The organism is Dokdonella sp. (genome assembly GCF_044227025.1).
Classification (GTDB): Bacteria; Pseudomonadota; Gammaproteobacteria; order Xanthomonadales; family Rhodanobacteraceae; genus Dokdonella_A.
Genome location: NZ_JBGAFX010000002.1, coordinates 75,959 through 99,719, shown reverse-complemented (window position 1 = coordinate 99,719; position 23,761 = coordinate 75,959). Strand labels below are relative to the sequence as shown.

The window sequence follows — 23,761 nt, the reverse complement described above, 5'->3', positions numbered from 1 at the left end:
TCCGTTAACGCTCCGGTTCGTCACTGACGACCGCAGGGACGCGTTGCGCCACGATGGTCCGCGGGCCCGATTCGACTGCACGCCCTGCCGTGCGGTCGTTGGGAGAGGACATGCTACGCATCGCCTTCGCGCTGTTGCTCGCAGCAGCCGCCAGCAACGCCTACGCGGCCACCGCCACCACCGGCGTCGCCTTCGTACATGGCACCGGCAGCCAGACCGACGCCTACAACGACTACTGGCAGCCGACGATGGTCAACAACGTCAGGAACGGCCTGGTCAACCGGAACAACTACGTCGTCATCAACTGCGATTTCAGCCAGTACATGTGGGACAGCCGCGCCGCCGGCTGCCTCGCCACGCAACTGACGAGTTTCCTCGCCACGCACAACGTCACCGACCTCGTCGTCATCACGCATTCGAACGGCGGCAACGTGATGCGCTGGATCCTGTCGAACCCGACCTACGACAGCCGCTATCCCGCGATCATCAGCAAGGTGCGCTGGGTCAATGCGCTGGCACCATCCAGCGCGGGCACGCCGCTCGCCGACGCCGTCATCGCGGGCAACGTGTTCGAGAACGCGCTCGGCTGGCTGCTCGGCTACCAGAGTGACGCCGTGCGCCAGCAGCAGCGCAGCTGGATGGCCTACTACAACCAGAACAATCTCTATGGCACAGCCGGTCGGCCGGCGCTGCCGAAGGGTTTCTGGGACGTGATCGGCAGCGATGTGGAGACCGCGGTATGGGACTCGGACAGCTATTGCGGCGGCTACTCGCTGAATGTCGGCCTCGAAGTCACCCAGGCATGGCTGTCGAGTTGTTCCGATGGATTCATCGAATGCACCAGCGCTGCCGCCGCGGGCCGGGTGTGGTTCTACGACACCGCACGCATGGCTGGCGGCGAACCGCTCAGCCACAACCAGAGCCGGCGCGCGTGCTTCGGCCTTGACACCATCCTGCGCAACGACCTGTGAGGAAAACGACCATGCACAGCCACAAGCAGCGTCCACTCTCCCGCGCGGTCGCAATCACCCTCCTCGGCAGCCTCGCGTTCGCAGGCAACGCATTCGGCGCGCAGGCATTGCGCCTACTCGCGCGTACGACGAATGATGAGGTTCCGGCAGCCCTGAGCACACCGGCATCCGGCAAGTTCGCCACCGCGCATCTCGATCGCGCGCCCGTCGCGGTTTCGTGGGCACTCGATGCAACCCAGGCGCTCGATGCGCGTCCGCAGGCATTCATCAGCGAGAGCCGTGAATACTGGATCGACGCGAGCGAATCCGAAATGCAGGCGGGCCTGCCGCTCGCGCTGAGCGCGCCGGGCGCGGTGATCCGCATCAGCCCGCACGGCGGCGCGACCCGCTCCGCAATCGCGATTTCCGATGTGCAGCTCAGCATCGCCGGGCGTCGCCTCGACAATGCGGACGCGCTGCGCGGCCTCGCCAGCGAAGACGAATTGCGCGCCGCCGGCATGGACGCGCCGCAAGGGAGTGTCGCGTTGCGCCTCTCCGATTCAGTCCCGACCGGCAATGTGCGACTCGCACTGCCGAGCGCTCAAGGCAGCTATCTCGTGCATGTGCACGAACCGGCGAGCACGCTCGTGCTCAAGCTCGGCGCGGAGCGTGACAGTGTCGTCGGTACCGAACCGCTGCGCATCCGCGCATCGCTCGCAGGCGCGACGTTGCAGCGCATCGGCGGCATGATCAGTGCGCCGGACGGCTGGAGCCAGGATGTCTCGTTCGCCCGCCAGGCCGATGGCAGCTACCTTGCCAGCGTCACACCGGACCTCGCCCACGCCGGCGGTCCCGGACTGTGGGAAGTGCACGCGTTCGCAGTCGCGGGTGGCAAGCTCGCGGTTCCGCGCGACGCGCGCACGGCGTTCGCGGTGAACGTGCCGGTCGCGCGTTTCGATGGCACCGTCACACGCAACGACAGCGCCGGCCAGCGCGAGCTCGCATTGCGCGTCGGCGTCGAGACCGCCATCGCGAGTCGTTACCAGGCGTCCGCGGTGCTGTACGGCACCGGTGCGGACGGCCAATTGCATCCGGCGGCGATCGCGCAATCGGCAGCCTGGCTCGAACGCGGCAAGGGTGGACTCGAGCTGCGCTACGATGCGGCCAGCCTCGCGACCGCACTCGGTTCGCCGTGGGAACTGCGCGACCTGCGCCTGACCAACCAGGCCGACATGGGCGTGATCGAACGGCGTGAGCGCGCGCTCGTGCTGCCCTGATCCTGCTCGAAGGCATGGACGCGTAGGGGGCGGTACGCGCGCAAGCGCGTGCCGCCGACAAATGCCTCGCGGAAGCATGGCGGGCCTCGCGCTTCGCGCTCGACCCGCCCTACGCGTCGGCAAATCCGAACGCGAGCACGTCGCCAATGTCGTCGGTACCCGCCAGGCACATCAGCAGGCGCTCGATGCCGAGCGCCACGCCGGCGCATGCGGGCATCGCTGGCAGTACCGCAAGCAGGCGCTGGTCGAGCGGAATCGTGCGTTGCCCGCGCTCGCGCCTGCGCGCATTGTCGTTCTCGAAGCGCGCGCGCTGTTCGACGGCGTCGGTCAGCTCGTGGTAACCGTTCGCGAGTTCATGCGGACCGAGATAGAGTTCGAAGCGTTCCGCGACCGGGAAATCGCCGGCTCGAATGCGCGCGAGGGCGGCCTGCGTCGATGGAAAGTCGCGCACGACGGTAATCCGATCGTGCGGAAAGGCCGGCTGCAGCCGGTGCGTGATCAGGAGGTCGAGCCAGTCGTCGCGACCGAGTCCATCGCCTTCGATCCGCACGTCCGCGAGGGGCGCGCGCAATGCATCGATCGGGGCCGTGAACGGATCGATGTCGAGCCCATCGACGAACAGCTCGCGATACGTGCAGTGCACGATCTCGGCTCGATGGCCGAACGCACCCAGCGCAGCGAGCACGAGGTCCACCGTCTCGTCGATCAGGCGCAGGTGATCCCAGCCCACGCGGTACCATTCGAGCATCGTGAACTCGGGATTGTGGCGCCGCCCCGCTTCGCCATCACGGAACACGCGCCCGAGTTCGTAGCAGTCGCCGATGCCTTCGGCGAGCAGGCGCTTGAGCGGAAATTCCGGCGACGTGCGCAGCCAGCGCTCGCGCGAGCCGCCGTCGACGCGCCCCGAAAAACTCGTGACGAAGCTTTCGATATTGGGCTCGGTGTTGCCCGCTTCGGAAAGGATCGGTGTCTCGACTTCGAGCACGCCGCGCTCGGCAAAGAATGCGCGGATCAACGCGTACGTCCTTGCGCGCAATTGGAACGCCGCACTTCGCGCCGACTCAGCCATCGTGCCTGCCGAGAAAATCGAGCAATGCCTGCTCATCCCAGATCTCGACGCCAAGCTCCTGCGCCTTGTCGAGTTTCGACCCCGCTTCCGTACCGGCGACGACGAAACTGGTCTTCTTCGAAACACTGCCGGCGACTTTCGCGCCGAGTCGTTCGAGTTTTTCCTTCGCCTCATCGCGGCTGAGCGCCGCCAGCGTCCCGGTCAGTACGACGGTGCGGCCGTCGAGCGGGCCGGCAGTCTGTTCCGACACGGCCGGCATCGACGAAAGCAGGCGCGCGCGCACATCGGCGCAACGCATGAGCAGCGCCCTGCCTTCGCTGCTTTCCAGCCAGTCGCGCACGGCGAGCGCCGATTCCTCGGGCAGGCCGGCAGCGGACAATGCTGCCACGTCGGCATCGAGCAGCGTATCGATCGTTTCGAATGCAACGGCTACCTGCTCGGCGCGCTTTGCCGTCAGCTTCGGTATCTCGGCCTGCGCCAACACCTCTGCAAGACCCAGCGACGTCGCGAGCTTCGACGACGGCTGATGTTCGTCCGAAATCTCGACGCCGCCTGCGAGCAGGTCGTCGATCACCCGCTGGTTGCCGGGTTGCTGGAAGAACGAGTCGACCGCGCGCGCGACTTCGCCGCCGATGTCGGGCACGAGCTTGAGGATCGGCCACGGCAGGTGGCGGATCGATTCGAGTTCGCCGAACCAGGTCGCGAGTGCCTTGGCCGTGCTCTCGCCGACATGCTCGATTCCGAGCGCGTACAGGAAGCGCGCGAGCGTCGCCTTGCGGCTGTGCGCGATCGCATCGAGCAGGTTCTCCGCCCACTTCGTGGCGACCTTGCCGGCCTTGGCCCCACCCTTGAGCGCATGTGCGGGCGTGGTGCCGTCGCGCTCGTCGGCGCGGCGTTTCATCTCGAGCAGGTCGTCGAGGGTGAGGCGATACAGGTCGGCCACCGATTTCACGTAACCGAGATCGCCGAGGTCCTCGATGTAGCGCTCGCCGAGGCCGTCGATGTCCATCGCCCGGCGCGAGGCGAAGTGGAAGAACGCCTGCGTGCGTTGCGCCGCGCAGGTCAGTTCGCCGGTGCAGCGCGCGACCGCTTCGCCCTCCTCGCGCACGATGTCCGATCCGCAGATCGGGCAGTGCGTCGGCATCCGCCAGGGCCGCGCGCCGGCGGGGCGATGCTCGAGCACGACGCGCGCGACTTCCGGGATGACATCGCCGGCGCGGCGCACGATCACGGTATCGCCGACGCGCACGTCGAGGCGCGCGACCTGGTCGGCGTTGTGCAGCGTCGCGTTGGTCACGGTCACTCCGCCGACGAACACTGGCGCGAGTCGCGCAGTCGGCGTCGCCGCGCCGGTGCGCCCGATCTGCACGTCGATTGCGGCGACGGTCGTCTGCTGCTCCTGCGCCGGGAACTTGTGCGCTATCGCCCAGCGCGGCGTGCGCCCGACGAAGCCGAGCTCGCGCTGCGCGGCGAGGTCGTCGAGTTTGTAGACGACGCCGTCGATGTCGAACGGCAGCGCATCACGTTGCGTACCGATGCGGCGGTAGTAGTCGAGGCAGCCCTGCGCGCCACGCGCCGTCGACGCGAGCTCGCTCACCGGGAAACCCCAGTCGCGCAGCGTGCGCAGCACCGCGGAATGCGAATTCGGCAGGTCGGCGCCTTCGACGACGCCGAGCGCATACGCGTAGAACGACAGCGGCCGTTGCGCGGTGATGCGCGGGTCAAGCTGGCGCAGGCTGCCAGCCGCGGCATTGCGCGGATTGACCAGCGCCTTGATAGCGCCGTCGGAAGCGCGCGCCCTCTCGTTCCAGGCCTCGAAGCCTGCACGCGGCATGTAGACCTCGCCGCGCACTTCGAGCACCGCAGGCCAGCCCTTGCCGCGCAAGCGCAGCGGCACGTCCTCGACCTTCCCGCTGCGCAAGCGCAGCGGGATTGCCTTGATCGTGCGCAGGTTGGAGCTGACGTCCTCGCCTTCTTCACCGTCGCCACGCGTGGCGCCCCGCACGAATACACCGTTTTCGTAGCGCAGGCTGATCGCGAGACCATCGAACTTCGGTTCGACCGAGAACAGGGCATCCGACACGCCCAGGCGCTGCTCGATCCTGCGCACGAAATCCTTCACCTCGTCGTCACTGAAGGCATTGCCGAGCGACAGCATCGGGATCTCGTGACGGACCTTGGCGAATGCGCCGGACGGTGCGGCGCCCACGCGCTGCGTCGGCGAATCCGGCGTGGCGAGCGCAGGATGTTCCGCCTCGATCGCCTCCAGCTCGCGCATCAAGCGGTCGTATTCGATGTCGGCGATATCCGGCTCGTCGAGCACGTGGTAACGGTAGTTCGCTTCATCGATGCGCGCGCGCAGCTCGGCGGCGCGGCGGGCGGGGTCGGCGTGGGTGGCGGTCATGCGGTCGATTTTAGCGGCTTGCCGCACGGCGGCGTGACGGTGGCGGCCCGGTCACGGCAAACTGCGCGACAAATCCGCGCGAGGACACCACGATGGCGAAGAAGGGCTGGGCCGCGTTTCCGCATCCGGACAAGGGCTTCGACTATGCCGGCGACAAGCTCGCCAAGGCGTGGAAGGACCTGCATGCCGGCGACCAGGAGCCGTTCCCGGACGAGAAGCACGTCGCCGCCCTGCTCAAGGCCAACCCCAAACTCGGCAAGGATGCAAAAGCGATCGCGGGCGAGCTGCAGGATGCGTGGCGTGCATTCCACCGCGGCGATTTCCAGCAGGCGTACGAGGCCGGCGTCGCGCTGAAGGCGCTCGGCGCTTCCGTCGCGGTGAAGGCGGGCGGCATCCACGCGACCTACCTGCTCGACGACGACAAGGCGAAGACGGCGCGCTACGAAGAACTGATCGGACTCGCCGAGGCAGCCGTCGCCGCACTGCCGTCCGAAGCGAACAGCCACTACCGCCGCGCGTTCGCGATCGGGCGGCTCAGCCAGACCATCTCGATCACCAAGGCGCTCGCGCAGGGGCTCGCCGGCAAGGTGCGCGAATCGCTCGATGCGACGCTGGAGCGCGCGCCGAAGCACGCCGAGGCGGAAACCGCACTGGGCCTCTACCACGCGGAGATCGTCGGCAAGGTCGGCGGCATGCTCGCCAAGCTCACCTACGGCGCGAGCGCCACCGAAGCCGAGAAGCATCTCAAGCAGGCGTTGAAACTGACCCCGGCCTCGCCGATCGCGTGGGTCGAATACGGCAACGGCCTGCTCCTGCTGCATGGCGACAAACGCGAGGACGAAGTCGCCGAAGCCTGGGACAAGGCGGCGAAACTGAAGCCGCGCGACGCGATGGAAGCGCTCGACGCTGGTTGGGCCCGCGAGCAGATCGAGTAGCGCATTCGCCCCCGTTTCGATGCAACGCCGCATGGCCGGCGTTGCCGATCCTGTTAGGATCATCGGTTTGCGGAGAGTCGAGTTCAATGCGCAAGACCTTGCTCGCGCTGGCGATCGCCGGCGGCTGTACGTCCGCAGTCCACGCCGACGAATGGTTCATCGAGGCACACTATCCGGACCATGCAGCACTGGTGCGCGGCGCGGCGCTGTTCCAGCACGTGATCGTCGATGCCGAGCGGCAGGTCCTGCGCGTGGACACGGACGACGAAGGCATTCGCCAGCTCGAGGACGCGGGGCTCTCGGTGTCCGTCGATGCCGCCGACACGGCACGCCTGCGCGCGTTCTACGCGCGCATGCAGGACGCGATCCAGTCGCGCCAGGTGCAGGAAACCGAGGGCGGTTACCCGGGCATTCCCGGCTATGCCTGCTACCGCACCGTGGAAGGCACCTACCAGACGATGGATGATCTCGCCGCGACGCAGCCGGGGCTGGCCGAAATCCACGCGATCGGCCCGAGCTGGCAGAAGACGCAGAATTCGGCCACCGGCTACGACATGCGCACGTTGCGGGTGACCAACCTCGCCACCGCCGCGGCAGATCCCGATCGCCCGAAGATGGTCGTGTTCGGATCGATCCACGCGCGCGAATACACGCCGGCCGAGTTGCTGACGCGCATGGCCGAATGGCTCGTCAGCGGGTACGGCACCGATCCCGAGGCGACCTGGCTGGTCGACCACGTCGATTTCCGCTTCGTGCTGCAAGCCAATCCGGACGGCCGCAAGAAGGCCGAAACCGGTATTTCGTGGCGCAAGAACACCGATACGACGAACGGATTCTGCAGCGGCACGCCAGGCGCGAGTTCGCAGCCCGGCATCGATCTCAACCGCAATTTCCCGTTCCACTGGAACACGACCGGAGGCCAGGGGTCGAGTGGCACCAAGTGCAACCTGACCTACCGCGGCCCGACCGCTGCGTCGGAACCGGAAACGCAGAATCTCGTCGGCTACGTCGCCGGCACGCCCGGCGGCAACGGCACCTACAGCGGCGGCGCATTGCCCGATCGCCGTCCCGACGACGTCAGCACTGCGTCACCGGACGACTACGCCGGCCTGTTCTTCGACATCCACAGTTATTCACAACTCGTGCTGTGGCCGTGGGGCGACACGCCGAGCGCGGCGCCGAACCGGACGCCATTGCAGACGTTCGGCCGGCGCCTGGCATGGTTCAACGACTACACGCCGGAACAATCCGATTCGCTGTATCCGACCGATGGCGCGACCGACGACAATTTCTACGGCACGCTCGGCGTGCCCGCGTACACGATCGAACTCGGCGTCCAATTCTTCGAGTCGTGCAGCACCTTCACGTCGACCACGTATCCGAAGAACTTCGCGGCCTTGCGATACGCCGCGCGTGCGGCCGCGGCACCGTATCGCCTGCCGACCGGTCCGGATGCATACGGCATCACGGCGACCACGCCGACGACCGGCGCCGGCGGGCTGTATACGACGGTGTCCGCAACCATCGACGACCTGCGCTACAACCAGACCAACGGAACCCAGACGACGTTCACGGTTCGCGCGGCGAACGCGTACGTCGACCGGTTGCCATGGCAAGCCGGTGCCGTCGCCATTTCCCTTTCGGCAAGCGATGGCGTGTTCAATGGCAAGACCGAAACGGTGGGCGGTGACGTCGCTCTCGCCGGTCTCGCGCCCGGTCGCCACATCATCTATGTGCAGGGCGTGAATACGGCGGGCGGTGGCAGCGGCACGCCCGGCACACCAAACGCGGTGTTCGTGGATGTACCGCAAGCACCCACCATGGTCATCGCGACACCGCAGATCGTCGGCAACGGCTCGATCGATCCATCGACGCCGCAATCGGTGACTTCGGGGTCGACGCTGGCGTTCACGCTGACGCCCGGGGTCGGCCAGCACACGGGCACCGTCGGCGGCTGCCCCGGCACGTTCGCGGCTCCGGTCTTCACGGCCGGCCCGCTGGTTTCGAACTGCACGCTGACCGCGACGTTCGAGCCGGACCAGTTCACGATCGGCGGCACCGTCAGCGGCCTCGCTGGCGCCGGCCTCACTCTTTCGCTCAACGGCAGCACATTGCTTCCGGTGCCGGCCAGCGCGACCGGCTTCGCATTCCCGGGCACGTTGCCGTATGGCTCACCCTACGACGTGACGATCGAAGCCGTGCCACCCAACCAGGCCTGCACGATCACCCGCGGCAGCGGCACGGTGGAAGCGCAGGTCAGCGACATCGCAGTGAGTTGCGGACCGGATGCGAACGACATCATCTTCCGCAACGGCTTCGATCCGTCAATGCCGTAAGCGAAAAAGGCCGCGCATGTGCGCGGCCTTTCCGTAGCGGCGTCACGCCGCGCCCGGTTACGGGTTCTGGTCCTGCAATCTGCTTTCGGAGATCGAGATCTTGGTCGACTTGCGCAGGGCCGCGACGAAATCATGCGTCGCCGCCGCGCCAATGCCCTGTTGCAGGGTGTTGCGTGCGGCTTCGCGCGTCTTCGCATCGAGTGCCGTCGTCGCGCCGTCGGTGACCGCATCGAGTTGCACCAGCGCGTAGGCATCGCCGCCAAGATCGACCAGGCGATAGCTCGGCTTGTCCGCTTGCGCGCGCGGCATCGCGAACACGGCAGTGACCAGCTTGCTGTCGAGGTTCGCTGCCTCGCGTCCGATGCCCTTCTGCTCCTCGACCTTCTGGCCGGCAGCCACCGTATCCAGTCCCTTGGCCGGGCCCAGTTGCGCGAACAGGGCCTCGGCACGTTCCTTCGCCTGCTTGCTGACGCGCTCGGCAACGATCCGTGCACGCACGGTCTCGCGCACTTCGTCGAGCGGCCTTGGCGTCGTCGGCTTGTGTTCGGCGATGCGGATCACCGCGACATGGTTGGCGCCGAGATCGATCGGCTCGGAATTGTTGTTCTGCACCAGCACGCTGTCACTGAAGGCGGCCGTCGCAATGGCCGGGTTCGCGGCAATCCCATCGCCACCGGTGCGGCCGAACAGCGCGGTCTTCTGCACGGTCAAGCCGAGATCCTTGGCGACCGGCTCCAGCGTCGACGGATTCTGGTAGGCCAGATCGGTCAGGCGCCCCGCCTTCTCCGAATACACGCGCTCGCGCTCACCGTCGGTGTATTCCTTCGCGAGCTCGGGCTTGACCTCCTCGAAGCTGCGCGTCTTGCCCGGGCGCACGTCACGCAACTCGATGATGTGGTAGCCCTCGCTGCCGAGCACCGGCGCGGACACTTCGCCTTTGCCGAGCGAAAACAGGGCCGTCTCGAACGCTTCCTCGGTCGTGCCCTTGTCGAGCCAACCGAGGTCACCGCCCTGGTTCTTCGAACCGAGGTCGGCCGAGTCCTGCTTGGCCAGCGTGGCGAAGTCCTTGCCGTCCTTGAGCTGCTTCTCGATCTCCTGCGCCTTCGCCAATGCCTGCTTCTGGTCTTCGGGCGAACCCTTGCCATCCACCTTCACGAGGATGTGGGAGGCGAGGCGTTGCTCCGCGTTGACGTATCGGGCCTTGTTCTTCTCGTAGCGATCCTTCAGCACGGCATCATCCGGCGCCTGGTCGATTTCGAGCTTGGATGCGTCGAGTTCGACGTATTCGAGCGCGACGCGCTCCGGAACCATGAACTCGGCCTGATGCTGCTTGTAATACGCGTCGATGTCCTCGGCCTTGACCTCGGAGGTGTCGGCCACCGGCTTGTCGAGCTTCACGTAACGAAAATCGCGGCGCTGGTCACGCAGGCGGATGTACGCATCGACTTCGGCGTCGGTGGCGCTGGAAGTCGCGGCGATCTGCGCCGGCAGCTCGCGGATGCCGAGGTCCTGGCGCACGCGCTCCTCGAACGCGAGCGGCGACATGCCGTTGGAAGCGAGCACCTGGCGATACTGCTCGGCATCGAACTTGCCCTCGTTCTGGAACGCGGGGATCTTCAGGATCTCGTCCTGCACGCGGCGGGCCGGGATGTCGATGCCGAGCTTGTCGTTCGCTTCGAGCAGCACCTGCTCATCGACCATCTGGTCGAGCAGACGGTGCTTGACCTCGGGTCCCTGGAACATCGAGACGTTCGCTGCCGGCCCCATCGCCTGGACCATGCGCTGCACGTACTGGTTGAAGCGTTCGGTGAACTGCTGCTGGCTGATCTCGGCCCGGCCGACCTTCGCCACGCTCGTGTTCGTGTTCGAGATGAAATACGACTCGATGCCGAAGAACGAAAAGCCGATGACGATCACGCCAAGGACGATCTTCACCAGCAGACTGGATTTCTTTCCGCGAAGGAGCTGCAGCATGGATTCGGAACCTGTCCTGTTTGGACCGGCCGTTCACGGGCCGGTCGGAATCGGCGATTTTACCGCGTTAAGCAACCGTGCGTCCCGCCTTGGCGCAAACGACAAGGGCGCCCCATGGACGCCCTTGCCGGATCAAGGATGGACTCGGGTGTGGAGGTTGCCGACATGCGCCAACCCGCCCTCGATGATGGTGGGTGCTGAGGGTTTCGAACCCCCGACCCTCGCCTTGTAAGGGCGACGCTCTACCGCTGAGCTAAGCACCCGTTTTCGTGCCGGACCCGCCTGCAAGCAGGCAGGGCCGCGAATCTGTGTATCAGTTCAGTGCGTCCTTCAATGCCTTGCCGGCCTTGAATGCGGGAACCTTGGACGCCTTGATCTTGATTTCCTCGTTGGTGCGCGGGTTGCGCCCGGTACGCGCGGCGCGCTTGCGCACGACGAACGTGCCGAAGCCAACCAGGGAAATGGAATCGCCTGCCTTCAGGGTCTTCTTCACCACATTGAACATCGCCTCGATGGCGCGCTCGGCGTCGGCCTTGGTGAGTTCGGACGCGTCCGCGACCGCGGCGGTAAATTCGGCTTTATTCATGTAGGACTCCTGCACGGGGCGCCGCCCCGCAGAATTTGGTTGAGTTCGAAACGCGCATGCGCGGAGCTCGATGCTCCTCGAGTCGGCGCGTCTCGCTACCCCGCAGTCGCCCGGACGTAGACGTCACCTGGACCGCGGCGCGCCCTTTATACCAGCGCCCCAGAGGCCACGCAACGCGCCCACGGCATATTTTTGGGCATTTCAAGAGGATTCGCGGGGATCGCAACGCGCTGAGCCGCGCACTCCGGCGCGCGGCCCGCAGATCATCCACGATCAGTGCGGACGCACGCCACTTTCGGGTGCAATCTCCTCGCGCGCCCGTGGCGCATCGCCTTCGACCTTGGTCGTCGGCGCGAGCGGCCGCTCGAGGGCGATGTCGAGGACCTCGTCGATCCAGCGCACCGGATGGATGTCCAGCGAGGACGTCACGTTCTTCGGAATGTCGACGAGATCCTTGCGGTTCTCCTCCGGGATGATCACTGTCGTGATGCCGCCTCGGTGCGCCGCAAGCAGCTTCTCCTTCAGGCCGCCGATCGGCAACACGCGACCACGCAAGGTGATCTCGCCGGTCATCGCGACTTCCGATCGCACCGGCACGCGGGTCAGCACAGAAACCAGCGCCGTGCACATGGCGATGCCCGCGCTCGGACCGTCCTTCGGCGTGGCGCCTTCCGGCACATGCACGTGCACGTCGAGCTTCTGGTGGAAGTCCGGATCGATGCCGAAGCGATCGGCGCGCGCGCGCACGACGCTCAGCGCCGCCTGGATCGACTCCTGCATGACGTCGCCGAGCTGGCCGGTGTGGATCAACTTGCCCTTGCCGGGCACGGTCGTCGCCTCGATGCTGAGCAGGTCGCCGCCGACCTCGGTCCAGGCGAGGCCGGTGACGAGGCCGACTTCGTTCTGCTGTTCGGCACGGCCATAGGTGAACTTGCGCACGCCGAGATAGTCGTCGAGGTTCTTCGCCGAGACGTTGACCTTGCGCTTGCGATCCTCGGCGCCCTTGCCCTTCTTCGCCGCCTTCGCCGCGGCGAGGCTGAGTTCCTTGACCACCTTGCGGCAGATCTTCGAGATCTCGCGATCGAGGCTGCGCACGCCGGATTCTCGCGTGTAGTAGCGCACGATGTCGCGCAGCGCGTCTTCGGAGACAGACAGCTCGGCCGCCTTAAGGCCGTTCGCCTTGAGCTGCTTCGGCACGAGGTAGCGCTGGCCGATGTTGAGCTTCTCATCCTCGGTGTAGCCGGGGATGCGAATGACTTCCATGCGATCGGCGAGGGCCGGCGGAATGTTCAGCGAATTCGCGGTCGCGATCCACATGACTTCGGACAGGTCGACGTCGACTTCGAGGTAGTGGTCGTTGAACGTGTGGTTCTGCTCGGGATCGAGAACTTCCAGCAGCGCCGCCGAGGGATCGCCGCGGAAATCCATCGACATCTTGTCGATCTCGTCGAGCACGAACAGCGGATTCTTTGTTCCCGCCTTGGCGAGGTTCTGGATGATCCGCCCGGGCATCGATCCGATGTAGGTACGACGATGCCCACGGATCTCCGCCTCGTCGCGCACCCCGCCGAGCGACATGCGGATGAACTTGCGGTTGGTCGCTTTCGCGATCGACTGGCCGAGCGAGGTCTTGCCCACGCCCGGCGGGCCGACCAGGCACAGGATCGGTCCCTTCATCTTGTTGACGCGCTGCTGCACCGCGAGGTATTCGAGGATGCGTTCCTTGACCTTCTCGAGGCCGAAATGATCGGCATCGAGAACGTCCTCGGCGCGCTTGAGGTCACGCCGCACCTTGGTCTTCTTCTTCCATGGCACGCCGAGCAGGCAGTCGATGTAATTGCGCACGACCGTCGCCTCGGCCGACATCGGCGACATCTGCTTGAGCTTGTTGAGTTCGGTGCGCGCCTTGGCCTCGACCGCCTTCGGCATGCCGGCGGCAGCGATCTTGCGACCCAGCTCCTCCAGTTCGTTCGGCGCGTCCTCGGTGTCGCCGAGCTCCTTCTGGATCGCCTTCATCTGCTCGTTGAGGTAATACTCGCGCTGGCTCTTTTCCATCTGCGACTTGACCCGGCCGCGGATGCGCTTCTCGATCTGCTGCACGTCGATCTCGCCGTCGACGAGGCCGACCAGAACTTCCTGGCGGTCGGCCACGTCGACCGTTTCGAGCACGCGCTGCTTCTCCGCCACGCGCACCCCGATATGTGCGGCGATCGTGTCGGCGAGGCGCGACGGGTCCTCGATGCCGGCCAGCGTCGCCATCAATTCGGGCGGAATCTTGCGCGACAGCTTTACCAGTTGCTCGAACAGGCTGACGAGCTGGCGCCCGATCACCTCAACTTCGCGTTCACTGCGCGTATAGGCCGCATCAAGCACGCGCGCGTGCGCAACCATCAGGCCATCGCGCTCGCCGAACGCGGCGATCTCGGCGCGATCGGTGCCTTCGACCAGCACCTTGATCGTGCCATCCGGGAGCTTGAGCAGCTGCAGCACGCTGGCGATCGTGCCGATCGTGTAGAGGTCGCCGACCGCCGGCTCATCCACGTCTGGGCTGCGCTGCGCGACCAGCAGGATCTTCTTGCTGTCCGCCATCGCGCTTTCCAGCGCTCGCACGGACTTCTCGCGCCCGACGAACAGCGGGATCACCATGTGCGGGAACACCACCACATCGCGAAGCGGCAGCACCGGCAACTCGACCGGGTCGGTGTTCGTCTTCTGGAGCTTGATCGGCTTGTCGGTCATCGGCTTTGATGGGACTGGAATTTTCTGGAAACGGACACGCGGGAAACACCGCGCCACGCGAACACGAACGCAGCGTGGACCCACGCCACTGTATCGTCAAGTGAGGATTCGTCGCGGCTTTTGCAAGCGCCGGCGGAGGGACGACCTGCGTGCGCGGCGCAGCAGCGCCGCGCCGGCTTCATTCGGACGCGGCGCGGTTCTGCATGTTGCCGCGATAGATCAGGTACGGTTCGGCCTGCCCGCCGATCACCGCCTCGTCGACAACGACCTTGCTGACGTGCTCAAGCGACGGCAGGTTGAACATCGTGTCGAGCAATACCTGTTCCAGGATCGTGCGCAGGCCGCGCGCGCCGGTCTTGCGCTTGATCGCCTTGCGCGCGATCGCAGTCAGCGCGTCGGGGCGGAACTCCAGTTCCACACCTTCCATTTCGAACAGCTTCTTGAACTGCTTGGTGATCGCGTTCTTCGGTTCGGTGAGGATGCGCACCAGCGCCGCCTCGTCGAGTTCCTCCAGCGTCGCCACGACCGGCAGGCGGCCGACGAACTCGGGAATCAAGCCGAACTTGATCAGGTCTTCCGGCTGCACGTCGGCGAGCAGCTTGCCGGTGTCCGACTGGCGATCCTTGCTGCGCACTTCGGCGTTGAAGCCGATGCCGGTCGCTTCGGACCGTTGCAGGATGATCTTTTCGAGGCCGGAGAACGCGCCGCCGACGATGAACAGGATGTTCTTGGTGTCCACCTGCAGGAATTCCTGCTGCGGATGCTTGCGCCCGCCCTGCGGCGGCACCGAGGCGACGGTTCCCTCGATCAGCTTGAGCAGCGCCTGCTGCACGCCTTCGCCGGACACATCTCGGGTGATCGAAGGGTTCTCGCTCTTGCGCGAGATCTTGTCGATCTCGTCGATGTAGACGATTCCGCTCTGCGCCTTCTCGACGTCGTAGTCGCACTTCTGCAGCAGCTTCTGGATGATGTTCTCGACGTCCTCGCCGACATAGCCGGCTTCGGTCAGCGTCGTCGCGTCGGCAATCGTGAACGGCACGTTCAGCAGGCGCGCGAGCGTATCGGCCAGCAGGGTCTTGCCCGAGCCGGTCGGACCGACCAGCAGGATGTTCGACTTGGCCAGTTCGACGTCGTCGTTGCGGCTGCGCGTCTCGAGTCGCTTGTAATGGTTGTACACGGCCACCGCGAGCACCTTCTTGGCGCGCGCCTGTCCGATCACGTACTGGTCGAGCACGTCGAGGATCTCGGCGGGCTTGGGCAGGTCGCTGCGCGCACTGGCCGCCTTCTCCTCGAGTTCCTCGCGGATGATGTCGTTGCAAAGCTCGACGCATTCATCGCAGATGAACACGGAGGGGCCCGCGATGAGCTTGCGGACCTCATGCTGGCTCTTGCCGCAGAACGAGCAGTAGAGAATCTTGCCGTTGTCGCCCGATCGGCCCTGCCGGTCGTCAGTCATGCCCCGCCTCGGAGTTTCGCCGCAATTGCGGGCGCAGGATAGCACAGCGCGACCGGACGCTTCGTCCGGTCGCAAGGGATGTCAAAAAGCGTGAAATGGCGCCGATCTTGCGCTATCAGGCCGCAACCGGCGCTTCGCCAGGACGACGTTCGAGCACGGCGTCGATCAGACCATAGGCCTTGGCATCGTCGCCGCTCATGAAGCGGTCGCGCTCCATGTCGCGCTCGACCTGCTCGAGCGGCTGGCCGGTGTGCTTGACATAGATGCCATTCAGGCGCCCGCGAAGGTAGAGGATCTCGCGCGCCTGGATCTCGATGTCGGTTGCCTGCCCCTGTGCGCCGCCAGACGGCTGGTGGATCATCACGCGCGAATTTGGCAGCGCGTAGCGCTTGCCCTTCGCACCCGCCATCAGCAAAAGCGATGCCGCGCTGCACGCCTGCCCGATGCACATCGTGCTGACGTCGCAGCGGATGTACTGCATCGTGTCGTAGATCGCGAGGCCGGCTGTCACCACGCCGCCGGGACTGTTGATGTACAGGTTGATGTCCTTGTCCGGGTTCTCCGACTCCAGGAACAGCAGCTGCGCGACGATGACGTTCGCCATGTAGTCGTCGATGGGACCGACGACAAACACTACGCGCTCCTTCAGCAGGCGCGAGTAGATGTCATAGGCGCGCTCGCCACGCGAGGTCTGCTCGACCACCATCGGAACGAGGTTGAGGCCGGTGGTGGGTCCGCTCGTCGGCGGCATGATCAGGCTGGACATGGCATTTTTCTCCGAGGCGCCGGTGCGCTCAGGCGCCCGGCCGCATGACTTCGTTGAAGCTCAACGACTGCTCGCTGCACTTGGCGTGGTCGGCCATCCACTCGACGACCTGATCCTCGATCACGCGATTCTGCAGCGCGCTCATCAACTGGGGGTCGCGCGTGTAGAGTTCAACGACCTGCTCCGGCTCCTCGTAGGTCGAGGCGATCGTGGCCAGCGTTTCCTTGACGCGACTCGTGTCGAGACGGATGTTGTTCTGGCGCGCAAGCTCGGCGATCAGCAGGCCGGCACTGACGCGTCGACGTGCAGTCGGCAGGAACTGTGCGACCGCATCCTGCGTTTGAGCGCCCGCCTGGCGCGCGAGCATGCGTGCCTCGTTCTCTATCATGCCTTGCGGCACTTCGAGCTCGGGGTGCGAATCGACGAGCTTTTCGAGCGCAGCCGCCTTGAGGCGCCCCATGAGCACACCCTTGAGTTCGCGCTCGAGGTTGGCACGCACGTCCTCGCGGAACCGCTCCAGTCCACCTTCCTTGACCCCGAAGCTGGCCGCGAACGCGCCGTCGACGGCCGGAAGCTGGGCTTCCTGAACGCGCACGATCTTCACGTTGACGTCGGCGGACTTGCCGGACAACGCAGGCGTCCGCACCGCGGCCGGGAAATCGATGTGAGCACTGAATTCCTCACCCGCCTTGTGGCCGGCGAGCTTGTCCTCGAGTTCCTTCGAATAGGCGCCCGAACCGAGGATCGCGCCGACGCGGTCGGTGCCGCTTTCCGGATGGCGGAAGCCCTCGCCTTGCGCCGAATACTCGAACAGGACCATGTCGCCGTCCTGTGCCGCGCGCTCGACCTGGTTCCAGCTGCGGCGCTGCAGGCGCAGCGTCTCGATCATCTGGTCGATATCGGCGTCGGTGACGCTGGCCACCGGCTTGACGATCTCGAGGGCACCGATGTCGAGCTTGCCGATCTCCGGCAACACTTCGAACGTCGCGGTGTATTCGATCTCGCCGTTCTCCGGACGGCCGGTCGTCGCGATCGACGGCTGCACCGCCGGACGCAGCTTTTCCTGCGTGACCGCTTCCTGGAAGCTCGAGCCGATCATCTCCGACAGCGCTTCGTTGCGGATCTGGCTGCCATAGCGCTGCTCGATCACCTTGGTTGGCACCTTGCCGGGACGGAAACCCTTCAGGCGCGCGCTGCGACCCATTTCCAGGATGCGCGTGCGGATGGTGTCCTCGAGACGCTGTGCCGGCAGGCGGATGGTGAGCTTGCGGCCGAGCGAGCCGACATTTTCGATCGAGACTTGCATGGTGTTCCTCGGGATCATTGTGCTGATGGCAAGACCGGGTATCGTGCCATGATTCGCGGAAAAACGGTCACGGCGAAGCGCCGCGGACTGGGTCGCCCCAGGCGGTCGCTGCGACAGGCTCGTTGCGGAGGGAGTGGTGCGAAAGGAGAGACTCGAACTCTCACGGGTTACCCCGCCAGAACCTAAATCTGGTGCGTCTACCAGTTTCGCCACTTTCGCCCGGATCGGCCCGTCGCTCGCGCGAAGGCTCTTCCGGGAGCCGGCGCGCATGCGCCAGGGAAATATTGGTGGGCCGTCTAGGATTCGAACCTAGGACCAAGAGATTAAGAGTCTCCTGCTCTACCAACTGAGCTAACGGCCCACATTGAAACGCTGGATTGTAACGAAATTGGGGTGGACGAGGGGACTCGAACCCCCGACAACCGGAATCACAATCCGGTACTCTAACCAACTGAGCTACGCCCACCATTGAAGCTGACTACGCTTCGGTTCCATCCGTGGAGCGCGCCCGCTCGGCTTCCTGCCTCGCCCTCACGCGGTCCGGTGACCGCGCTCGACCAACTGAGCTACGCCCACCATTGAAGCTGAAAACGCTTGAGCTGGTTCGTCTCACCTTGCAATGACGCCGGCAACTGGCGCGCCCGACAGGACTCGAACCTGCAACCGTCGGCTTAGAAGGCCGATGCTCTATCCGATTGAGCTACGGGCGCATCGTCAGCCGCATTGTCGCAGGCATCACGGCGTACCGCGCGCATCCTGCCCTGTCCTGCGAGTCGAATGGTCGGGGTAGAGGGATTCGAACCCCCGACATCCTGCTCCCAAAGCAGGCGCGCTACCAGACTGCGCTATACCCCGTCGCTATCACTGATTTCCGCAGACACGAAGTCGTCGAAAAGGGTCAGCGATGGTACGAAGCTCGGTCCTTGGCGTCAATCCGGCGGTGTCGCAGCAGGGTTTGCATTCCGCTTGCGCCAACACCGTATCAACTGAAACAAAAAGGGTGCCGAAGCACCCTTCGTGTACAAAATGGCGCGCCCGGAGAGATTCGAACTCCCGACCACCAAGTTCGTAGCCTGGTACTCTATCCAACTGAGCTACGGGCGCGCGCTGAAACCTGTGTCCACCGCCGTTGCCTGGACGGCCGCCGAGTATAGCACCCCGCGATTCGCCCGGACCAGCGCCGGAAAGCGCGCGATTATTCTGATCACGATCGCGCGCGTCAACCTTTTTCTGCAACATCCGTCGTTGCCGGCGCGAAGCCGTTCAGAGACTGCCCAATTTTACGCGAACCCTGGCCACGCGGTGTGCGAGCGAAACGCCTGCCAGTTCGCGTTGAGCGCAGCGAGCGAAGTCGAAACGCCGACGCCGTCTTCGCGACGTGACGGAGGGATTGCTCGGCTCATCCTGCGCCTCGCCCCTGCGCGCTGCGCGCTGCGGGGCCAGCCTTCGGCTGTCCGAATTCGTTCCCGACGAATTCGTCGAACCAGTCGCTTCTGCGAAGCAACCGGTTCTTCCACCCTCTCTCTCCGCCATATACGCAAAACGCCCTTCGGCTTCGACGCCGCCTTCGCGCCGTGACGGAGGGATTGCTCGGCACATCTTGAGCCTCGCCCCTGCGCGCTGCGCGCTGCGGGGCCAGCCTTCGGCTGTCCGAATTCGTTCCCGACGAATTCGTCGAACCAGTCGCTTCTGCGAAGCGACCGGTTCTTCCACCCTCTCTCTCCGCCATATACGCAAAACGCCCTTCGGCTTCGACGCCGCCTTCGCGCCGTGACGGAGAGATTGCTCGGCTCATCCTGAGCCTAGCCCCTGCGCGCTGAGCGCTCCGGGGCCAGCCTTCGGCTGTCCGAATTCGTTCCCGACGAATTCGTCGAACCGGTCGCTTCTGCGAAGCGACCGGTTCTTCCACCCTCTCTCTCCGCCATATACGCAAAACGCCCTTCGGCTTCGACGCCGTCTTCGCGCCGTGACGGAGGGATTGCTCGGCTCATCCTGAGCCTCGCCCCTGCGCGCTGCGCGCTCCGGGGCCAGCCTTCGGCTGTCCGAATTCGTTCTCGACGAATTCGTCGAACCGGTCGCTTCTGCGAAGCGACCGGTTCTTCCACCCTCTCTCTCCGCCATATACGCAAAACGCCCCACTAGGGGGCGTTTGCGAATATGGCGGAGAGAGAGGGATTCGAACCCTCGATAGAGCTTTTGACCCTATACTCCCTTAGCAGGGGAGCCCCTTCGGCCTCTCGGGCATCTCTCCGGGTTTCAATGATCGCGGCGTCCGATCGAACCGGGCGCGGGCGAGCCGCGGAGAATAGCGGTTGCGATCGCGCGGGTAAAGCTCAACCGCCCGAGCCGTCCGGGGATTCCTCGCCCGGCGCGAGTTCGCGCTTGATCCGCTGATAGATTTCCTCGCGATGCACTGCGACGTCTTTCGGTGCATTGATGCCGATACGAACCTGATTGCCTTTGACGCCAAGCACGGTGACGGTCACCTCGTCTCCGATCATCAGCGTCTCGCCGACGCGGCGAGTCAAAATGAGCATGTGGCTCTCCTTAGTACGTGTGCCGGTCCGATGGCTCTCCATGCGCCTTGCCATCACCCCGCGCATGAAAACCCCGGGGACCAAGTGGCAGCCTCCCTCGCTGCCCTTCCCCTTGTTTGCCCAACTCGACGCTCTTTTCGCGACTCGCGAGCCGCCATGGCGCCAATACCAGGTCGCCCGATACTAACCAAGCCCTCCCGTACGCGCAATGAACCCAAGTCATGGGCGAGCGGACATTTTCTTCACGTTTACATGTGCGCCGCGAGCCACTCCGGCAACGCGGCAAGCGCTGCGTCCAGCGCGGGAGAATCGACGCCACCGCCCTGCGCCATGTCGGGTCGGCCACCACCCTTGCCGCCAATCTGCGCGGCGACATGTGCAACGACATCGCCCGCCTTGACCTTGCCAAGCGCGGCGCCATGCACGCCGCCGACGAGCGCGATCTTGCCGTCGGCGGCGGCGGCGAGCAGCACGACGCAATCGACGAGCTTCTGCTTGAGCGTGTCGACACCGTCGCGCAGCGCCTTTGCGTCGAGGCCATCGACGCGCGCCGCGACAAGGTCGATGCCGTTGACGCGCCGTGCGGTCGAAGCGAGATCCTGGGTCGCCGAGCTGGCCGCCTTCGCCTTGAACGACTCGAGCTCGCGTTCGAGCTTCTTCTGGCGCTCGAACAACTGGCGCAGCTTGTCGACGATCTCCGGGCCGTTCGCCGACAGCAGCGCGCCTATCTGACCGAGGCGCGCCTCCTCTTCGGCGACGTGCGCGATCGCGGCGGCACCGGTCACTGCCTCGATACGGCGCACGCCGGCCGCGACACCGCCTTCGCTGACGATCTTGAACAGGCCGATGTCGCCGGTGCGTCCGACATGGGTGCCTCCGCAGAGTTCGGTCGAGAAGTCACCCATCTTCAGCACGCGAACTTCGTCGCCATACTTCTCGCCGAACAACGCCATCGCACCGTAGTCGAGCGCGGCCCGGTAGGCCATCTCGCGGACCTCGGCCACCTCGTTGCGGCGGATCTCCGCATTGACCATGTCTTCAATGCGGCGCAGTTCGTCGGCGGCGATCGGCTGGAAATGCGCGAAGTCGAAGCGCAGGCGGTCGGGCGCTACCAGCGAGCCCTTCTGCTGCACATGCGTCCCGAGTTCCGTGCGCAGCGCCGCGTGCAGAAGGTGCGTCGCGGAATGGTTCAGCACGATCGACTGGCGACGCGCGGCATCGACCTGCGCCGCCACCACGGCGCCGTTGCGCAGGCTGTTGCCGCCCCAGCGACCGAGATGCGCATGGAACACCCCGCCGAGCTTGATCGTATCGGCAACTTCGAAGCGGCCTTCGGCATTCGACAACGTACCGGTATCACCGACCTGGCCACCGGACTCGGCGTAGAACGGCGTGCGCTCGAGCAGCACGACGGCCTCCTCGCCATTGGCCAGCGCGTCGACGGCCTTGCCATCACGCACGATCGCGACGACCTTCGCGTCGCCCGTGGCCAGCGTGTCGTAGCCCAGGAACTTCGTCGGCGCGAGTGCGCTCGCGACCTCGGCCGGCAACGTTGCCTTGCTGTCGAATTGGCTGGCCGAGCGCGCGCGTTCGCGCTGCCGCTCCATCGCCACCTCGAAGCCCGCCATGTCGACGATGAGACCGCGCTCGCGCGCGATGTCCGCGGTCAGGTCGACCGGAAAACCATAGGTGTCGTAGAGGCGGAATGCCGCTTCGCCCGGAATTGTCTTGCCGGATTTCCTCGCGACGTCCTCAAAAACCTTCATGCCCTGCTCCAGGGTCTCGCCGAAGCGTTCCTCTTCCGCTTTCAGCGCGCGCTCGACCAGCTCGCGCTTCGCCACGAGCTCGGGATAGGCGTCGCCCATCACCTCGACGAGGGTGCCGACCAGCGCATGGAAGAACGGTTGCTTCTGGCCCAGCATGTAGCCATGGCGCAGCGCGCGCCGGATGATCCGGCGCAGCACGTAGCCGCGTCCTTCATTCGACGGCAGCACGCCATCGACGATCAGGAACGAGCAGGCGCGGATGTGGTCCGCGATCACGCGCAGGGACTTGTTTTCGACATCGATCGTGTTGGTCAGCTTCGCTGCGACCTGGATGAGGCGCTGGAACAGGTCGATCTCGTAGTTCGAATGCACGTGCTGCAGCACCGCCGCGAGCCGTTCGAGGCCCATGCCGGTGTCGACGCACGGCGCCGGAAGTTTTGCCAGCGTGCCGTCGGCAGCGCGGTCGAACTGCATGAAGACGAGGTTCCAGATTTCGATGTAGCGGTCGCCGTCCTCGTCCGGCGACCCTGGCGGGCCGCCGGCGATGTCGGCACCGTGGTCGTAGAAGATTTCGGTGCACGGTCCGCACGGACCGGTGTCGGCCATCTGCCAGAAGTTGTCCGACGCGTACGGCGCGCCCTTGTTGTCGCCGATGCGCACGATGCGTGCGGCGGGCACGCCGATGTCCTTGTTCCAGATGTCGAATGCTTCGTCATCGGTGTGGTAGACGGTGACCCAAAGCCGCTCCTTCTCCAGCTTCAATACGCCGGTCAGGAATTCCCATGCCCAGGCGATCGCCTCGCGCTTGAAGTAGTCGCCGAACGACCAGTTGCCGAGCATCTCGAAAAACGTGTGGTGGCGCGCCGTGTAGCCGACCGAGTCGAGGTCGTTGTGCTTGCCACCCGCGCGCAGGCAGCGCTGCACGTCGGCCGCTCGGACGAAGCCGAGCTTCTCGCTGCCGAGGAACACGTTCTTGAACTGGACCATCCCGGAGTTCGTGAACAGCAGGGTCGGGTCGTTCGCCGGGACCAGCGAACTCGACGGCACGATCGTATGGTTCTTGGAGCGGAAGAACTCCAGGAATGCGGAGCGGATTTCGGAGGTTTTCATGGGCGGGATCGGGACGGAGGCGAAAGGCGGACACGCCGAAGATGCGGTCCGGAATTCGAGTCATCAATCCAACTCTTCGCCCGGATCGTCCACTTCAGCGCGCGTGACGGCGCGTACTGTCGCCGGATCGAAGCCGCGGCGCAAGAGAAACCCGGCGCGGGCCGCGCGTTCTTCGTGATCTGCAGCGGCGACCGAACCGTGGCGCCGGCGCAACTGGGCCGACGCAATGGCGGCCCAGTCGACGTCAACGCCCGCGACGGCTTCGCGGACCGTCGCATCGGTCATGCCATGCGACTTCAGCTCCGCCTGGATGCGTCGCGGGCCATATCCTTGCGCCGCGCGCCGGCGCGCGAGGCTCATGGCGAAGCGATCGTCACTCTGGTACTGGCGTTGCTTCAGCTGCTCGATCACCGGAGCGGCTTCATCCGCCTGGTGTCCGCGCAAGGCCAGCTTGGTCTTCAGCTCCCGTGCCGAATGCTCGCGCCGCGCGAGCAGGCCGAGCGCCTTGTCGTAGACGCTGCGCGCATCGGCCTTCGGCTTGCGCGGCAAC

At 65.4% G+C, this 23,761-nt stretch carries 15 protein-coding genes and 8 tRNA genes; 4 read left to right on the top strand and 19 right to left on the bottom strand.

What is annotated here, in order from left to right; translation table 11 throughout:
- Positions 1–110: 110 nt before the first annotated feature.
- Positions 111–971, top strand: a complete 861-nt coding sequence (locus ACILRJ_RS04750) for a hypothetical protein (RefSeq protein WP_395680913.1) — start codon at positions 111–113, stop codon at positions 969–971.
- 11 nt (positions 972–982) lie between these two features.
- Positions 983–2,227 carry a DUF4785 domain-containing protein gene (locus ACILRJ_RS04745; protein WP_395680911.1) on the top strand — a complete coding sequence of 415 codons (1,245 nt, stop codon included), beginning with the start codon at positions 983–985 and terminating at the stop codon, positions 2,225–2,227.
- A gap of 109 nt (positions 2,228–2,336) precedes the next feature.
- Here ACILRJ_RS04745 and epmA read toward each other — a convergent pair whose 3' ends face one another.
- Together epmA and ligA are read right to left on the bottom strand one after the other, a co-directional pair.
- Positions 2,337–3,296 (bottom strand): EF-P lysine aminoacylase EpmA, encoded by a 960-nt coding sequence (gene epmA, locus ACILRJ_RS04740; RefSeq protein ID WP_395680909.1) that lies wholly within the window; start codon positions 3,294–3,296, stop codon positions 2,337–2,339.
- Complete coding sequence (ligA, locus tag ACILRJ_RS04735) at positions 3,289–5,700, bottom strand: NAD-dependent DNA ligase LigA (RefSeq protein ID WP_395680907.1); 2,412 nt, start codon at positions 5,698–5,700, stop codon at positions 3,289–3,291. The genes epmA and ligA overlap by 8 nt, the downstream gene beginning before the upstream one ends.
- 92 nt (positions 5,701–5,792) lie before the next feature.
- On the opposite strand from ligA, the gene ACILRJ_RS04730 reads away from it, so the two are divergent.
- A complete protein-coding gene (locus ACILRJ_RS04730) occupies positions 5,793–6,635 on the top strand; it encodes a hypothetical protein (protein WP_395680905.1) in 843 nt (280 codons plus the stop codon).
- Between the two features lie 86 nt (positions 6,636–6,721).
- Positions 6,722–8,971, top strand: coding sequence for a M14 family zinc carboxypeptidase (locus ACILRJ_RS04725; RefSeq protein WP_395680903.1), 2,250 nt, complete (start codon positions 6,722–6,724; stop codon positions 8,969–8,971).
- Positions 8,972–9,028: 57 nt separating this feature from the next.
- Here ACILRJ_RS04725 and ACILRJ_RS04720 read toward each other — a convergent pair whose 3' ends face one another.
- From ACILRJ_RS04720 to ACILRJ_RS04640, 17 genes are all read right to left on the bottom strand, one after another.
- Positions 9,029–10,945 (bottom strand): SurA N-terminal domain-containing protein, encoded by a 1,917-nt coding sequence (locus ACILRJ_RS04720; protein ID WP_395680901.1) that lies wholly within the window; start codon positions 10,943–10,945, stop codon positions 9,029–9,031.
- A gap of 188 nt (positions 10,946–11,133) precedes the next feature.
- Positions 11,134–11,208: transfer RNA gene (locus ACILRJ_RS04715), tRNA-Val, on the bottom strand.
- Positions 11,209–11,258: 50 nt separating this feature from the next.
- Positions 11,259–11,546, bottom strand: coding sequence for an HU family DNA-binding protein (locus ACILRJ_RS04710; protein WP_395680899.1), 288 nt, complete (start codon positions 11,544–11,546; stop codon positions 11,259–11,261).
- Between the two features lie 258 nt (positions 11,547–11,804).
- Positions 11,805–14,270: an endopeptidase La gene (gene lon, locus ACILRJ_RS04705; protein WP_395680897.1), complete on the bottom strand. Its 2,466-nt coding sequence runs from the start codon at positions 14,268–14,270 to the stop codon at positions 11,805–11,807.
- Positions 14,271–14,448: 178 nt separating this feature from the next.
- Entirely contained in the window at positions 14,449–15,726 is a 1,278-nt protein-coding gene (gene clpX, locus ACILRJ_RS04700; RefSeq protein ID WP_395680895.1) for an ATP-dependent Clp protease ATP-binding subunit ClpX, read from the bottom strand.
- Positions 15,727–15,841: 115 nt separating this feature from the next.
- Complete coding sequence (gene clpP, locus ACILRJ_RS04695; protein WP_395682030.1) at positions 15,842–16,477, bottom strand: ATP-dependent Clp endopeptidase proteolytic subunit ClpP; 636 nt, start codon at positions 16,475–16,477, stop codon at positions 15,842–15,844.
- A 43-nt stretch (positions 16,478–16,520) separates the two neighbouring features.
- Positions 16,521–17,798, bottom strand: coding sequence for a trigger factor (gene tig / locus ACILRJ_RS04690; protein WP_395680893.1), 1,278 nt, complete (start codon positions 17,796–17,798; stop codon positions 16,521–16,523).
- Positions 17,799–17,932: 134 nt separating this feature from the next.
- Positions 17,933–18,017, bottom strand: a tRNA-Leu gene (locus ACILRJ_RS04685).
- Positions 18,018–18,083: 66 nt separating this feature from the next.
- A tRNA-Lys gene (locus ACILRJ_RS04680) sits at positions 18,084–18,159 on the bottom strand.
- 28 nt (positions 18,160–18,187) lie between these two features.
- A tRNA-His gene (locus ACILRJ_RS04675) sits at positions 18,188–18,264 on the bottom strand.
- Positions 18,265–18,431: 167 nt separating this feature from the next.
- Positions 18,432–18,508, bottom strand: a tRNA-Arg gene (locus tag ACILRJ_RS04670).
- Between the two features lie 68 nt (positions 18,509–18,576).
- Positions 18,577–18,653, bottom strand: a tRNA-Pro gene (locus ACILRJ_RS04665).
- A gap of 172 nt (positions 18,654–18,825) precedes the next feature.
- Positions 18,826–18,902: transfer RNA gene (locus ACILRJ_RS04660), tRNA-Arg, on the bottom strand.
- 1,054 nt (positions 18,903–19,956) lie between these two features.
- Positions 19,957–20,049 (bottom strand) — tRNA-Ser (locus tag ACILRJ_RS04655).
- An 82-nt stretch (positions 20,050–20,131) separates the two neighbouring features.
- Positions 20,132–20,335, bottom strand: coding sequence for a carbon storage regulator CsrA (csrA, locus tag ACILRJ_RS04650; protein WP_395680891.1), 204 nt, complete (start codon positions 20,333–20,335; stop codon positions 20,132–20,134).
- Positions 20,336–20,583: 248 nt separating this feature from the next.
- Entirely contained in the window at positions 20,584–23,211 is a 2,628-nt protein-coding gene (gene alaS, locus ACILRJ_RS04645) for an alanine--tRNA ligase (protein WP_395680889.1), read from the bottom strand.
- Between the two features lie 63 nt (positions 23,212–23,274).
- Positions 23,275–23,760: a regulatory protein RecX gene (locus ACILRJ_RS04640; protein WP_395680887.1), complete on the bottom strand. Its 486-nt coding sequence runs from the start codon at positions 23,758–23,760 to the stop codon at positions 23,275–23,277.
- Position 23,761: the final 1 nt, after the last annotated feature.

Coding starts and splice junctions, on each gene's coding strand:
- csrA (WP_395680891.1), bottom strand. CDS start 20,335: ATGCTCATTTTGACTCGCCGCGTCGGCGAGACGCTGATGATCGGAGAC.
- ACILRJ_RS04720 (WP_395680901.1), bottom strand. CDS start 10,945: ATGCTGCAGCTCCTTCGCGGAAAGAAATCCAGTCTGCTGGTGAAGATC.
- ACILRJ_RS04750 (WP_395680913.1), top strand. CDS start 111: ATGCTACGCATCGCCTTCGCGCTGTTGCTCGCAGCAGCCGCCAGCAAC.
- clpX (WP_395680895.1), bottom strand. CDS start 15,726: ATGACTGACGACCGGCAGGGCCGATCGGGCGACAACGGCAAGATTCTC.
- lon (WP_395680897.1), bottom strand. CDS start 14,270: ATGACCGACAAGCCGATCAAGCTCCAGAAGACGAACACCGACCCGGTC.
- ACILRJ_RS04745 (WP_395680911.1), top strand. CDS start 983: ATGCACAGCCACAAGCAGCGTCCACTCTCCCGCGCGGTCGCAATCACC.
- tig (WP_395680893.1), bottom strand. CDS start 17,798: ATGCAAGTCTCGATCGAAAATGTCGGCTCGCTCGGCCGCAAGCTCACC.
- alaS (WP_395680889.1), bottom strand. CDS start 23,211: ATGAAAACCTCCGAAATCCGCTCCGCATTCCTGGAGTTCTTCCGCTCC.
- epmA (WP_395680909.1), bottom strand. CDS start 3,296: ATGGCTGAGTCGGCGCGAAGTGCGGCGTTCCAATTGCGCGCAAGGACG.
- ACILRJ_RS04725 (WP_395680903.1), top strand. CDS start 6,722: ATGCGCAAGACCTTGCTCGCGCTGGCGATCGCCGGCGGCTGTACGTCC.
- clpP (WP_395682030.1), bottom strand. CDS start 16,477: ATGCCGCCGACGAGCGGACCCACCACCGGCCTCAACCTCGTTCCGATG.
- ligA (WP_395680907.1), bottom strand. CDS start 5,700: ATGACCGCCACCCACGCCGACCCCGCCCGCCGCGCCGCCGAGCTGCGC.
- ACILRJ_RS04730 (WP_395680905.1), top strand. CDS start 5,793: ATGGCGAAGAAGGGCTGGGCCGCGTTTCCGCATCCGGACAAGGGCTTC.